The organism is Stenotrophomonas sp. STEN038 (assembly GCF_056759895.1).
Window position 1 is genome coordinate 1 of the sequence record NZ_JBRRDW010000078.1, and the last position, 13867, is coordinate 13867.

Annotated in this window: 14 protein-coding genes; 9 read left to right on the top strand and 5 right to left on the bottom strand. The window is 59.7% G+C overall.

Annotated features, from left to right (window positions below; genetic code table 11):
• The first annotated feature begins 414 nt into the window (after positions 1-414).
• Positions 415-1245, top strand: coding sequence for a SulP family inorganic anion transporter (locus ACVOLS_RS20190; protein ID WP_481547103.1), 831 nt, complete (start codon positions 415-417; stop codon positions 1243-1245).
• Between the two features lie 556 nt (positions 1246-1801).
• A complete protein-coding gene (locus ACVOLS_RS20195; RefSeq protein ID WP_481547104.1) occupies positions 1802-2365 on the top strand; it encodes a dihydrofolate reductase family protein in 564 nt (187 codons plus the stop codon).
• Between the two features lie 126 nt (positions 2366-2491).
• On the opposite strand, the gene ACVOLS_RS20200 is transcribed toward ACVOLS_RS20195, so the two are convergent.
• The 3 genes from ACVOLS_RS20200 to msuE all read right to left on the bottom strand — a co-directional run bounded on the left by ACVOLS_RS20200 (position 2492) and on the right by msuE (position 5193).
• A complete protein-coding gene (locus tag ACVOLS_RS20200) occupies positions 2492-3520 on the bottom strand; it encodes a methionine synthase (protein ID WP_481547105.1) in 1029 nt (342 codons plus the stop codon).
• Positions 3521-3549: 29 nt separating this feature from the next.
• Positions 3550-4533 carry a DUF1852 domain-containing protein gene (locus tag ACVOLS_RS20205; RefSeq protein WP_481547106.1) on the bottom strand — a complete coding sequence of 328 codons (984 nt, stop codon included), beginning with the start codon at positions 4531-4533 and terminating at the stop codon, positions 3550-3552.
• A 72-nt stretch (positions 4534-4605) separates the two neighbouring features.
• On the bottom strand, positions 4606-5193 hold the full coding sequence (gene msuE, locus ACVOLS_RS20210) for an FMN reductase (RefSeq protein ID WP_481547107.1): 588 nt from the start codon (positions 5191-5193) through the stop codon (positions 4606-4608).
• 128 nt (positions 5194-5321) lie between these two features.
• On the opposite strand from msuE, the gene ACVOLS_RS20215 reads away from it, so the two are divergent.
• The 4 genes from ACVOLS_RS20215 (at position 5322) to ACVOLS_RS20230 (ending at position 9548) form a co-directional block, all read left to right on the top strand.
• On the top strand, positions 5322-6257 hold the full coding sequence (locus ACVOLS_RS20215) for a LysR family transcriptional regulator (protein WP_481547108.1): 936 nt from the start codon (positions 5322-5324) through the stop codon (positions 6255-6257).
• Positions 6258-6384: 127 nt separating this feature from the next.
• Positions 6385-7227 carry a methylenetetrahydrofolate reductase gene (locus tag ACVOLS_RS20220; RefSeq protein ID WP_481547116.1) on the top strand — a complete coding sequence of 281 codons (843 nt, stop codon included), beginning with the start codon at positions 6385-6387 and terminating at the stop codon, positions 7225-7227.
• Positions 7228-7320: 93 nt separating this feature from the next.
• Entirely contained in the window at positions 7321-8028 is a 708-nt protein-coding gene (locus tag ACVOLS_RS20225) for a response regulator transcription factor (protein ID WP_481547109.1), read from the top strand.
• A gap of 101 nt (positions 8029-8129) precedes the next feature.
• Positions 8130-9548: a sensor histidine kinase gene (locus ACVOLS_RS20230; RefSeq protein WP_481547110.1), complete on the top strand. Its 1419-nt coding sequence runs from the start codon at positions 8130-8132 to the stop codon at positions 9546-9548.
• 65 nt (positions 9549-9613) lie between these two features.
• Here ACVOLS_RS20230 and ACVOLS_RS20235 read toward each other — a convergent pair whose 3' ends face one another.
• Complete coding sequence (locus tag ACVOLS_RS20235) at positions 9614-9928, bottom strand: hypothetical protein (protein ID WP_481547111.1); 315 nt, start codon at positions 9926-9928, stop codon at positions 9614-9616.
• A 432-nt stretch (positions 9929-10360) separates the two neighbouring features.
• Here ACVOLS_RS20235 and ACVOLS_RS20240 point away from each other — a divergent pair, with 432 nt between their 5' ends.
• The 3 genes from ACVOLS_RS20240 to ACVOLS_RS20250 all read left to right on the top strand — a co-directional run bounded on the left by ACVOLS_RS20240 (position 10361) and on the right by ACVOLS_RS20250 (position 12353).
• On the top strand, positions 10361-11050 hold the full coding sequence (locus ACVOLS_RS20240) for a hypothetical protein (protein WP_481547112.1): 690 nt from the start codon (positions 10361-10363) through the stop codon (positions 11048-11050).
• A 186-nt stretch (positions 11051-11236) separates the two neighbouring features.
• Positions 11237-11563 (top strand): alpha/beta fold hydrolase, encoded by a 327-nt coding sequence (locus tag ACVOLS_RS20245; protein ID WP_481547113.1) that lies wholly within the window; start codon positions 11237-11239, stop codon positions 11561-11563.
• Between the two features lie 361 nt (positions 11564-11924).
• On the top strand, positions 11925-12353 hold the full coding sequence (locus ACVOLS_RS20250) for a hypothetical protein (protein ID WP_481547114.1): 429 nt from the start codon (positions 11925-11927) through the stop codon (positions 12351-12353).
• Between the two features lie 140 nt (positions 12354-12493).
• Here the strand turns inward: ACVOLS_RS20250 and ACVOLS_RS20255 are convergent, their stop codons facing one another.
• On the bottom strand, positions 12494-12913 hold the full coding sequence (locus ACVOLS_RS20255) for an alpha/beta fold hydrolase (protein ID WP_481547115.1): 420 nt from the start codon (positions 12911-12913) through the stop codon (positions 12494-12496).
• Between the last annotated feature and the right edge of the window lie 954 nt (positions 12914-13867).

Here is a 13867-nt window from a genome sequence, read left to right on the forward strand (position 1 = left end):
AATTTGTAGGCTTGCCGGGTCTTGCTGGTGATCTTGCCTGCAGACATGACTGTCTCCCAATGCTACCCCCAACAGAGGCTAGCTCTGTCTAGGAAATCCTGGGAACTCCATTGTGATTGACAGCTGAATCCCCCTATAAGACGAGGCAGGACGAGAACATGCTCTCATTAGAGCGAGTTGCATCAAGTGCTCTTCGCACGCGACGGTCAGCCTTCCCATTGGTGTTTATAGCTTTATTGACGCTTGTGGGGTGCGACAGAGCAAGCGTGAAATGGTTGGAAGAAGTCCGGCTCACTGATGGGCAGGTCATCGTTGCTGCACGGACTGCGCAAGGTAAGAGGTACTCTGAGCTTGGTGGGACGGGTGGCTGGAGAGATCCGGTCGAAATGTCGATCTCGATCAGCAAAGCCCCAGATGGTTTCACGTTTCCACCCGAATGGCGTGATAACTACGTGCCGGTTCTTCTCGATCATCGTCGTTGCACTGGCCCTGATTCCCGAGGCAATCGCGTTTTCCATCATCGCCGGCGTCGACCCCAAAGTGGGCTTGTATGCCTCGTTCTGCATCGCAGTCATCACCGCCATCGCTGGTGGTCGCCCTGGCATGATCTCGGCCGCGACCGGCGCCATGGCCTTGTTGATGGTCACCCTGGTTAAGGATCATGGCATCCAGTACTTGTTCGCGGCGACGATCTTGGCAGGCGTGCTGCAAATGATTGCCGGTGCTATGCGCCTGGGCTCGCTGATGCGCTTTGTGTCACGGTCAGTGGTTACCGGTTTTGTCAACGCATTGGCCATCCATCCGAAGAGCTCGTCGGTGGTGATGATTGGCACCGTGTTAGTCACCGTGGCTACACACGACCTGGCCAAGGGCGTCCTGACAGGCGTCGTCCTGTCAGCAGTGTTCTTCACCCGGAAGGTTGGCAAAATGCTCACCATCGAGATGACCCAGGTAGACGCAGAGTCAAGCGTCTATGTGGTCAAGGGACAGGTGTTCTTCGCCTCCGCTGGCCAGTTCGTGAGCAGCTTCAACTATCTAGATGTTCCCAAGGACGTCATCATCGATCTGAAAGATGCGCACTTCTGGGATCTGACCGCCGTGGACGCTCTGGACCGGGTGGTAATGAAGCTGCGTGAGCATGGCGCGATTGTCGAGGTCTATGGTCTCAACGACGCGAGTGAGACGCTGGTCGATCGCTTAGGCAAGCATCGAACGCCGGGCGCCACGCTATCGTCTGGCCATTGACCGGCAAATAGGTGGGTGCCGCTAGGCACCCACCTAGAACCTTGTGAGGCGCGGCGTCAACTTTTAGCAGCGACGACTAAGTCTCCACCTACGTGCCTGCGTAATATCAATGGCTTAGCGCAAATCTGGCCTTGTCCGTAATGATTCCCTGCCGAACCTCGATACCACCCTATATCGAATACCAGTCGGTGGACGGCACCGCTTGGCGGCGCGTACCACTTGAAGAGAGGCTTATTGGCCGGGAGACGAATCTGCTGACAGGTCCCAGCACGAAGGGTGAGCCGAGTCTTGTGACGATAGGATTGAAAGAGCAGAGCCAGCGCAGTGCAGGGCGAAAGTACAGACACATCCTGCGAACGTGGGGGTTTGAAGAAGGCAATAATTGCGCGCCCCAATAAGCCAAGGAATCGAATGTGGTGCCCTGAGCTGCATTGCATGGCGTACGCAGATGGCCGGGATACGCCGGCTGATCGCGGCATGGATACCAGTTCTTTGCTGCAAGGCACCCGTCGACAAGCGACAATCCAATGGAACGCCCAACTCTGAGCAAGCTCGCATGGGACTTCTGACCTTCTGCCTGAACATCACCCTCGACGGTTGTGTCGACCACCAGGAGGGAATCGCCGACGACGAGACCCACGTTTTCTTCAGTCGTCTGATGGACGATGCTGGGGCGATGCTTTGGGGGCGCGTGACCTACGAGATGATGGAGGCCTATTGGCCGGCGGTCGCTCGCGGCGATGAAGAGGCCACGCCGGCGATGCGCGACTGGGCGCTCAAGCTGGAGACCAAGTCGAAGTACGTGGTGTCGTCCACGCGAACGGGCTTCCCGTGGACCAACAGCCACCACCTCTTCGGCGACTTGCGCTCGAGCGTGCGGAAAATCAAGGATGCCACCTCGGCCGGGGTGCTTCTCGGTAGCGGCATGCTCGCTACCGAGCTGGACAGGCTCGATCTGATCGACGAGTACAGGTTTCTCGTCCACCCCAGGATCGCCGGGCACGGGCCAACTCTGTACCAGCGCGGGTTGAACAATACGCGACGATTGGAGCTGATCTCGTCGACGCCACTTCACAACGGCGCAGTCGCCATGCACTACCGGCGTGCGTGCGGTTCATAACCGGGTGCGGCGGAAGATTGCGTTTCTACGGTCCAATCGATATTTCGACTAGACCTCGACACTCGCTTCTGACGGCTATCGAATTCACAGCCCGAGCGCGCTGCATGCTCACCCGGGCCACAGAACTCAGGCCAACAGCTCGCGACGAACGATCTCGGCACCTGCACTGAGCGCATGCAACTTGCCTCTGGCCACGTGGCGAGGCAGGGGTGCCATCCCGCAATTGGTTGACGGATAGAGCTTGTCTGCATCCACGAACTGCAGCGCCTTGCGCAGGGTAGTGGCTACATCCTCAGGGGTCTCGATGATGTCGCTGGCCACGTCGATGGCGCCGACCATCACTTTCTTGCCACGTACCAGTTCGATCAGGTCAATGGGCACATGCGAGTTCTGGCATTCCAGCGAGATGATGTCGATGTTGGATTGCTGCAGTTTCGGGAAGGACTCTTCGTACTGGCGCCACTCCGAGCCCAGGGTCTTCTTCCAGTCGGTATTGGCCTTGATGCCGTAGCCGTAGCAGATGTGCACCGCGGTCTCGCACTTGAGTCCTTCAATCGCGCGCTCAAGGGCGGCAACACCCCAATCGTTGACTTCATCGAAGAAGACGTTGAAGGCGGGTTCGTCGAACTGGATGATGTCGACGCCCGCTGCTTCCAGTTCCTTGGCTTCCTGATTGAGGATCCTGGCGAACTCCCAGGCCAGCTTTTCGCGGCTCTTGTAATGGTCGTCGTAGAGCGTGTCGATCATCGTCATCGGGCCCGGCAGCGCCCATTTGATCGGCTGCTTGGTCTGCTGGCGCAGGAACCTGGCATCCTCGACGAATACCGGCTTCTGCCGGCTGACAGCGCCTACGACAGTTGGCACGCTGGCGTCGTAACGGTTGCGGATCCGCACGGTCTCGCGCTTTTCGAAGTCAACGCCGTCCAGGTGTTCGATGAAGGTGGTGACGAAGTGCTGGCGGGTCTGCTCACCATCACTGACGATGTCGATACCTGCCTGCAACTGTTCGTGCAGCGAGAGGCAGAGCGCATCCTGCTTGCCTTCAAGCAATTCTTCGCCCTGCAGCTTCCATGGCGACCAGAGTTTCTCGGGCTGGGCAAGCCAAACGGGTTTTGGCAGGCTGCCAGCGGTTGAGGTAGGCAACAATTTCTTCATGGCGGGTTATTTCTAATTCCTTGGAGTGATCAGAGCGCGCAGGCAGCGGCCCACTGTTCCAGCGTCTGCCGGTGAGGCTTGATGAAGTTCTCTTCGGTAAAGCGCCCCTGTTTGATTGCCAACTGACTGCGTTCCTCACGGTCGTAGACAATCTTTGTCAGCGAGTAGTCCTGATGCTTCAAACTCGGCTGATAGACACTTCCTGCCGCCGAGTTGGCGTTGTAGATCTCGGGCCGGTAGATCTTCTGGAAGGTCTCCATCGTGCTGATGGTTCCGATCAGTTCCAGGTCGGTGTAGTCGCCCAACAGGTCGCCGAAGAAGTAGAACGCCAACGGCGCAACGCTGTCGGGCGGCATGAAGAAGCGGACCTGCATCCCCATCTTCGCGAAGTACTGGTCGGTTGAGGACAGCTCGTTCTGCAGGTACTCCACGCCCAGCGCCGGGTGCTGGTTGGCGGTGCGGTGGTAGATCTTGCTGCTGGACGCGCTGATGCAGATCACCGGCCGCTTGCTGAAGTTCGCTTTGTAGGCACGCGAGTTGACGAAGTGCTTGAACAGCTTCCCATGCAGGTCGCCAAAATCATCCGGTGCGGCAAAGGCGGTCCGGGTGCTGTTGTAGTCCGGCAACAGCACGCTGAAATCGTAGTCACGCACGTAGGAAGAGAAGTTGTTTCCCACGATTCCTTCGATGCGCGCCTTGGTCCGGCTGTCTACGATGGTTGTCTTCAGTATCTCGATCAGCGGGAACGCATCTGCCTGGCCTGCGCCGGAAACCTCCATTTCGGCGGAGATGATCTCGAGCTCGACGGCATAGCGGTCGCCCATTGGGTTGTCCCAATCGGCAAGGCTGTTGAACCGGTTGTCGATCATCTTCAGCGTATTGCGCAGGTTCTCCTGGCGGCTATTGCCTCTGGCCAGGTTGGCGAAGTTGGTCGTCAGCCGTGTACTGTCCAATGGCTGGTAGTTTTCATCGAAGCTGATGCGCTTGATGCTGAACTCAAAGTTTTCTTTCATGGGGGCGCTACCGTAGGTTCTGCGGATGAGGGCCTGCACAGCGTCGTGCTGATTCGGCAGGAGGAATCGCTCTCAGGCTGCGACGATGCTTCGGGTGACGTTTGTTGTCGGGCGATGGGTCAGCTCAAGCATCGGCAATGCGCGCTCGACCGCCAGCCTGGCGCGCTGGATCAGGTCCGCGTTGTCCAGCCTGTGGCCGGCAAAATCCTTGTCGGTCGCGTACACACCCAGCGGCAAGGTACGCGCCTGGAAGAAGCTGAAAAGTGGTCGCAACTGGTGGTCGATCATCAGCGCATGGCGCTCGCTGCCACCTGTGGCAGCCAACAAAACCGGCGTGTCGATCAGCGCGTCCTGGTCAACAAAGTCGAAGAAGTGTTTGAACAGCCCCGTGTACGAGCCGCGGTAGACCGGCGTGGCCACCACCAGCACATCCGCCTGCTCGACTGCTGCCAGCCCGAGTTCCACCGTATCGGGGAGTTCGCTGCGCCTGACGGTGCCGGCCATGTACGGGGCGAGCTGGCCCAGCTCGACAAGCTGGGTTTCGCAGTGAACCTCGGCTGCAATCAGGTTCGACAGGTGCTCGACCAGGGCTGCGGCCTTGGAGGGGCGGTGCAGCCCACCGGAGACCGCGACGACGCGAAGTGGGGGAGGGTGAGTCATTTCTGCCTTCTTGGGGGCTGGATCGTCAGCCAGCTGAATGGAGCTGCTGCTGAGGTTCGATCCTAGTTGCGGTTTTCCATGACGTAAAATGGTTTAATTTCACCATTCCATGAAGAAAATTCATTCATATGCTTGAGCGCATCCATCTGAGCATCGTCCAACAGGTCGAAAAGCAGGGCTCGTTGACCGCCGCTGCAGGCGTGTTGAACCTGACCCAGTCGGCCCTTAGCCACAGCATCCGCAAGCTCGAACAGCAGCTGGGCACGGACATTTGGCTGCGCGAAGGCCGAAGCCTACGGCTCACCCAGTCCGGGCAATACCTGTTGGCGGTAGCGAACCGGGTGTTGCCACAGCTGGACCTGGCCGAAGAGCGCCTGGGCCAGTTCGCGCAGGGTGAGCGCGGCGCGCTGCGCATCGGCATGGAATGCCATCCTTGCTACCAATGGCTGCTCAAGGTGGTGTCGCCCTATCTGGCGGCATGGCCGGACGTGGACGTGGATGTCAGGCAGAAATTCCAGTTCGGCGGAATCGGCGCATTGTTCGGCTACGAGATCGACCTGCTGGTCACGCCCGATCCCTTGTACAAGCCAGGCCTGAAGTTCGAGCCCGTGTTCGATTACGAGCAGGTGCTGGTCGTAGCCAAGGACCATCCGCTGGCTTCGGCGACCTACGTAAAGCCACAGCAGCTGACCCGTGAGGTGCTGATCAGCTATCCGGTGGACATCGAGCGGCTGGACATTTACAGCCAGTTCCTGTTGCCTGCCGGCGTCACGCCACGGCGGCACAAAGCCATCGAAACCACCGACATCATGGTGCAGATGGTGGCCAGCGGCCGCGGCGTGGCCGCACTGCCGCGCTGGTTGGTTGAGGAGTATGCAAGCAGGATGGATGTGGTGCCGGTGCGGCTGGGTGCACGCGGCATCGCCAAGCAGATATTCCTCGGTGCGCGTGAAACGGACACCAGCATCGACTACGTGCGCGCTTTCATCGAACTGGCTCGGCATTCAACCGCGGTGGCTGCTTCGAGCATTGGAGCGGCGGCCGACAACAAGCCGCGTCGTTGAATGCAGACCACTGCCGCTGCTTGACGCACACCACAAGCAAGCGGCTCACCGGCACCTCGTCCGCAAGATCAAGAGCCGGGGCGCTCACTTGAAATCCATGACGGTAAGACCCTTGAATCATCCCGATATGCCCATGCCCGCGCAAGACATCACTGTAGGTTACTCGTTGGAAGTGAGCGCCAAAGCCATTCCCGCATTGACCGTGGCAGCAGCCGGCATAGCGTCCGGCTCGACGGTCTTCATTCCTTACCTGCCGGGTGAAGACAACGAAGCGCGGCTGGCCGCAGCCGTGGCAGTCCGCGGATTGGGCTTTGAACCGATGCTGCATGTACCTGCACGACGCTTCAGCTCGCTCGCTGAGGTGGAGTCGTTCATTACCCGCGCAGTTGATGCCGCCGGAGTTGAGCGCTGCTTCGTGATTGCCGGGGACGCAGCAAGCCCCAAGGGTCCGTTTGCCGATAGCGCCTCGCTGATTGAAACGGGTTTGTTCGAACGCTCGGGTATCAAGCGCATCGGCGTGGGCGGGCATCCGGAAGGGCACCCGGTGATGGATGAGAGCCAGCGCTGGGAAGTACTTGGGCGCAAATGCCGCAGCATCGAGCGCCGTGGCATGGAGCCACTGATCGTCACCCAGTTCGGGTTTGATGCCGACATCGTATTGACGTGGCTGGCCGAGCTGCGCCAGCGCGGCATCAATCACCCAGTGCGCGTGGGTGTGCCCGGCCCGGCAGGGGTTGCGGTGCTCGCACGCTATGCGGCGATGTGCGGCGTCAGTGCAAGCGCATCGATCTGGTCCAAGTACGGCATCTCGATCGGTAAGCTGTTTGGAACGGCAGGGCCGGATCGGTTTGTTGATCGCCTGGCCAGCGGGCTGACGGAAGCACATGGAACCGTAAGCCTGCATATCTTCCCGTTTGGCGGCGTCGCCCAGTCCGTGGAATGGGTTGAGCATTACCGCAGCCAACGCTGATGACCGTTGCGCCGCAGCTCGCGGCGCTAGGGGTGAAATGACGTGGTCAACGGCAGGTGCGATCATGCGCGCTTGTCACCGTGTAGAGACGGCATGCAGGAGCAACCGAAGAAACTGTCCGTGATGGTCGTCGAGGACGAAGACGAACTGCGCGAGAACTTCCTTGTCCCGGGGTTGCGACAGGAGGGTTTTGACGTCCATGGCGTGGGCTGTGCAATGGATTTGTACCGGACGCTGAGTTTCCGCTCCCATGACCTGTTCATCGTGGATGTCGGCCTGCCCGACGAAAGCGGCTTCATGGTCACCCAGCACCTGCGCAAGCTCGGGAATGTCGGCATTGTGATGCTGACTGGTCGGCGCGGTTCGGAGGACCACGTTCGCGGGCTGGAGGAGGGGGCGGATGCCTATCTCGCCAAGCCGGTGGGTATCGACGTGCTTGTCGCCACAGTGCGCAGCGTCCTGCGCCGGACCTCGCCGGGGGCGCAGTTGCCCGCTCCACGTGATCCAGCAAGGGCTGGATGGGGCTTGATCGCACAGGGCTGGCGCCTCTGTTCGCCTTCCGGAGCGGAGGTGGCCTTGTCTGAAGGCGAGCGCCTGTTCCTGCTCATGCTGGAAGAGGCCAATGGAGGTGTGGTGGCGCGGGACCTCGTCCTGCAGCATCTGGGCAGCGAAGGGGAGGAGTTCGATCTGCACCGCCTTGAAATGCTGATCCATCGCCTACGGCGCAAGGTCCACGCTACGACCGGAAGCGAATTGCCGCTTACCACGGTCCGCGGGGTCGGCTATCTGCTGCTCCTGTAAGCAGCGCACTTCACTTGCGTTTCGGCCCCGCGCCCTTTGCAGAGTCGTTGGCAAGTGTTTCATCCTATTGTCGGACGGATAGAAGGGCGGAGAGATCAGGGATGGAGAACAAACTGTCGATGCCAGCCAAAAGCGTGTGGGGCGTTGGCCCGCGGCTATGGCAGGGCATGCTGGGATGGCTGCGCGACGTGCCCATCGCCGATCCGGTCAATCGGCGCAACGCGCCAATGCTCCAGCTGATCGCCTTTCTCCTGGCGGCCTTGCCAGTGGCGGCTTGGTGTTACCGGGCGTTCCTGGTGGACATTCCCTGGCGGCCCGGTGAAGTGACCAGCATGGTGCTGAGCCTGTCCGTGAGTTGCGTTTCGGCAATGAGCTTCTTCCTCATTCGCAGGGGGAAGTTTGAAGCCGCCGCGTATGTGCTGCTGTGCATCTTCAGTGTGACCTTGATCCCTGCATACCTGAACTCCGGTTTTGGAGCGCAGCGTTTCGATCAACCCGTACTGGCGATCTGGCTGGCCATCGCGGCGCTGATTGTCGGGCGCTTGGCGCTGTGGTTGATGTTCCTGTGCATCACCGTCGCGTTCTTTCTAGGCATATGGGTCGATATCGGCCACCAGGGTGAAGCGGCCGCGCTTCTCGGCGACGCTGCGTTCAGCACCGCGATGTTCCTGATGATCACGATCGTGCTTGACCGAAGCTCGGCAGCGCTGCGTGAGAGCTTTCTTGAGGCAAGGCAACGCGGGGATGCGCTGGATGTTGCCAACCAACGCCTGACCGAAGAGATGGCCGAGCGCGAAAGGACGTTCGCACAGCTGGTCCAGGCACAGAAGATGGAAGCAGTCGGCAGGCTTGCAAGTGGGGTCGCCCATGACTTCGGCAATGTTCTGGCGGTTGCAGGCGGCTACGTACAGGGCGGTCTACGCAGCGATGATGGATCGAGGATGCGGGAGTCCCTGATTGGCGTGGACGCGGCGCTGGCGCGTGCCAACCTGATGACGCGTCGGCTGCTGTCCCTGGTGCATCATGAGGAGGGGGTTGAGGAGTGGTTCGATCCCGGCGAAGCCTTGAAGCTGCTCCTGCCGATGGTGCGGCAGTTGATGGGGCCGGGGGTGAACGTTGATATCAAGCTGGATGATGATCTGCCGCCCGTGTTCTTCGACCGGATGCAGTTCGACCTGATGGTCCTCAATGTGGCCGCGAACGCAGATCATGTGATGCCTGGCGGCGGTGACTTCATCCTGAGCGCACGAAGGGACGGCAGCCGTTTTGTGTTGGACCTGGCGGATACCGGCACGGGCATGGAGGCAGAGGTGCTGGCGCGCGCTTTCGAGCCTTTCTTCACCACCAAGCCTCGGGGGCAAGGCAGCGGGCTTGGTCTGTCCGTCGTGCACGACCTGCTGGTGCGCGCGGGTGGAAGTATCAGCGCGCAGAGCGATGTAGGTGTCGGAACGACGGTCTCCATGCGCTTTGCCAGCGACCTCGTGGATACTTACGAAACCATGTCTGAAAGCAGCCGGTAAGCGCCACCGCCCATCAGCCAGATGCCTGTTCCGGCAATCCGCGCCGGTCAGCGGACAACCCGAGACTAGGAGATGTAGGCGACCATTCGCTTGCCCAAGGCTGCCACCATGCTGGAAAGAAGGTCCACGTCCGCCGGTTGTTGCAGGTCCAGCGCCCGTTTCAAAGATGGTGTGGGAATGCTCAGGGACCGCGCCAGCGCCTCGTGCGTGATCCGGCTCCGCACTATTTCATTGTGCACCAGCACCTTGAGTGACTCGCCTGCCGACAGATTGATGTTGATGCCCCTGCTGGGCTTGGTCCGCGGCAAGGGAACTGCGATGCCGGCATGGAGTCTTCTTCGTATCTCTGACCGCAGTGCGGAACCCAGGATCTTCTCCATCTGATTTGCACTAGAAGTGGCAATCTCTGGCCAGTCCGTCAAATGGATCACCGGATTGGGCAACTGCTCTTCGGCTCTGACGGGGTATACGAACATAGACAGGTTCGGGCGACGCAGCTGGATCGGCTGCGCGGACCTCATGTGGCGGGGAATGATCCTGTGCGTGAATCTATTGATCGGCTTGCTGCATTGCACGCACCAATACTCACCTGTTGCGTGAATATTGGTGAGTGATATGGGCACTCCAAGGCAAGCCGATTGCGCTGGCGGGGAAGCGGCCGATCTGCTGGCTCCCCTGCGACCTCCAGGAATGTCGGATCACGTCCATGGCCTGACGGCAGTGGGTAGCTAGCCAAGTCGTCCGCGACCAAGCAGCCTGAAAACCCAGCTATGATTCATTGAGGATCCAGCCAGTGAAGGCGAGGAGGGCAGGTGCAAGAGCCTGTACTCAAGTTAGCAGGAAGCTTCGGCCACAGTATGGCTGGCGAGATCATTGTCGTCCTGGCGGTACTGTTGCTTGTACTGTTCAAAGGCCTTTACTCACTCAACAGTGATCGAGCAAAAGCCAGGCAGGAATTCCTGCAGCTTTGGGACTTCGAGCGCGCGAAGCGTGATCATCTCTGGTGCGAGGTTTTGATTCGCCACTACTGCCGCGAGTACCTGCCGGCGCGGATCATCATCAACGTAGCTTCAAACTCCCAAGCGGCAGATACGCTGTGGGCCTTGAGCCACTCGGCGCAGTTCTTTCAGCTGGGCGATGGTTTGGTTCGATGGAAGAACGAACGTCATGCAAAGGCGCTACACGCGTGGTTCGGAATCGTCGTTGGTTTCGGACTGTATTTCCTGCTGGTTGCTGCTGCGATGCTGTTGCTGCTATCGAGCTACCGAGGTCTCGCTACAGCTTCGGGCGCTGAGCTGATGATGATGGTGTTCGTTGGGTTGTTTCTTGGCGGTCTCGCCATCAAGGCCTTGGACTACGGTTTCGAACTGGCAAGCGCGCGCAAGAACTTCGCCAAGATCCAGAGAATGCAACCTTCATTGGTTCCGGAGCAGGCGGAAGAGCTGAAGGCTGTGGTTAGCAACAAGCTATCCAAGGTGCGAGGACGGCGTAAGGCAGGGTGACAACCACAGTCGAAAGCGGCCGATCGTGGGCAACGCGAGTTGGGGAAAACTTTATTAGGGGTTGATAGATGCGATCTCAGGTATTGATAGGCGCCATTCTGCTGGTCAGCTGCGCAAGAGTGGCAGCGGCAAATCCTCAAGAAGCAGCCCCGACTGTCACGGAGATGGATGCGATCAGAGTGATCGGTGAGCGACCAGGCCCTCGAAGGCGTTGAGCATAATCTGGCTCAGGATCTCCCGTTGGCGGATGCCAAGTTGCTGACAGCTACTCAGAACCCAACCAACGGCGCCAACTTTGCCGGTCAGGTCAGCGCGGCAGCATGGACCAGGCATCCGACCTGGTATGTGGTCAGTGAACAGGACCACATGCTGGACACTGGCCTTCAGAAGGACTTGGCAGAAAAACTGGGTGCGACCACCATCACATTGAACACCAGCCACGTACCCCAGTTGTCACAGCCGCAGAAAGTCGCGGACGTGATTCTTGCCGCGGTGGAGCAGGTCTCAAAGTAATGCTGGCATGGAGGTGCGCTCGGTCTTGGCGCGCCTCTACTACTTCGACTGACTTCGTAGCTGCAGGGTCAATGCCGTCCAGTTGGCGAAAGGTGTTCCACCTTTTCTTCAAAAAGAGATCTTTCAGAACTATGTGAAGTCCACTTCAGCCCGCAGGGCGTCATGCGACCCAGAGCACGCCTACGCTGCCTGGAAAGAAATGGGTGATTCAAGTTGAGTGGGCAAGGCAAGGGTCAATCCAGCTGCGGATTTCCTGCTCGGGTGGCTTACTCGACGTTTTCCTGCCGGTGCCGTAGTGCAGCATCCTGCTGCAGCTGATCGCTATCATTGACTACTTCGTTAGTAGTACGGGCAGGACGTCGTGAAGAGCGCATTGGTGATATTGCTGGGACTGGGAGCGGTGTTGGCGGCGGCTGCGCAACTCAATGGTCCGCAGCGGTTGCGGGCTGCCCGCCAGGAAACGTTCGAGCGGCTGCGGTTTCCGTCGCGCGATGGTGCTGCCTTCACCGGAGCTGAGGTACGGGTGGTGAAGCAGCTGCAAGGACGGTTCGATGGCATGCAGCAACCGGGACCGCGCTGGATGGCACAGGCCTCAGACGATGCATTCTGGTACTGCGTAGGGCCCGGGCCAAGTTGGTATCTGGCGATTCCGGTTTCAAGACGTAATGGCTTCCAGTGGGATGTCGACTGGGTGGTACGCCCTTTGGACGAGGGCCGCATGCGTGCTGCGCTGAACGGCGACACCGAAGCTTTACGGTTGGCCTTTGGCGAGCAGACCGTACAGGGATGAGCGGAAAATGAGCACGATGCGTGTGCGGATTTTTGTGTAGACGGAATTCTGAATCGTCTCGGTTTGAAGCCAGCCATCATTCGGGAGCATGTCCGCTTCTGGCTGCGAGCGGACATCGCCACGCAACTCCAACGGTGCCTCTACCGAAACGCGGAATCGAACAGCGACCTGGCCTGCTGGATCGTTGTTTGATGCGTATCCTGCTTGTCGGCCGTCACTTCGCACAGCTTTCCTAAACGCTCACGGCCCAGCTCCGTGCAGTCGGCAAGGAAGTCGTAGTGGCCTACCAATGGGAGTACCTGGAGTTGCACGTTGTCCTTCGCCTCGGCAATGACCTTGCTGTTGCTGGCGGGCGGTGCAATCGCATCGATCTCACCCACAACCACCGACATCGGAGCCTTCAACTGTGCGAGCTCACCCGGTTCGAACGCCTGCACAATCGCCGGTGCCATCAAGAACACAGCACGAACGCTTGGAATTCGGCGATCCTCCGCCGACCTGGCCACCCAAGGAGCCAGCTCCGGCGTAGCGGCCGCCGCCATCCGCCGCTCAAGGGTCATTTCAGGTCTACAAGTGTGTCGAGCGTGGAAAGCCGGATTCTTACCAGTCCCATCCCTGCGCGAACGGTCCAGCAGTCAAGGCTTGGGAGGCTGTACCGGATCAGGACAACCCGTATCTACGGGCTCGGCTTGCCCAGATGGAGCGTGAAGTTGCGGCCCGGCGTGCAGCACAGCGCCCGTACGTTGCTTCTGTTGGCGGAGGCGGTGGTGGTCGCGCTACAGGAGCGACGATCCGCACTACGGGCTCGAGCTACGCTTGCGAGAGTGCGAAGCGGCAACGAGAGGTTGTTTACAACGCAGCAGGCACCAGGCGCTCTTTTGCGCTTTCCAGTGCCTATGACAACGCCGTCCATAACGCTTGCAAGTAGGGGGTGCAGGGGCGTCGCCCCTGCGTTGACGCCCTTACCCAGCCCGCGTTCCGAAGTGGCGTTCCCGCCATTCGCCCAGATCCACGACAACGACCTTCACCAACGACTGCTGACGTGCTTTTCGTGCAGCGTTCCGTTTCCGTGTCGCGTCACGTAAATCAGCTGCATTGGCATGCCATAGCAGGCCGCGTAGCCTGCGTTCTGGGATCCTTTCGCCGCTTGGGGCGACCAGATCTCGTCCTGCCAGTCGCCAACCAGCCCACGGGCCTGTTAGAGCGACGTGGTTGTCGATCACGCGCCGATAGTGGTCACTGGCACAGCTGTTCGGGCATTGCGTTCCCGGTTCCCAGCATGGTGGACGGCTGTCCAGGTTGTAGGTGTCGCTCATGCCTCAATTTCCCCCTGATCCTTAGGAGGCCGGGATGGTAGGTGAGAAGTGATCCAGAGCCAGATCCAGCTGACCCGGCGATATGCAATTTCGCATAATGTATAGACGGTGCTGCTGAAACACCGGATTCCGCTGCCTGTACGTGCACAGGGGAGGCGAGGCCAACCCCCATCACTAGGGCTATAGCGGTAGCGGCCA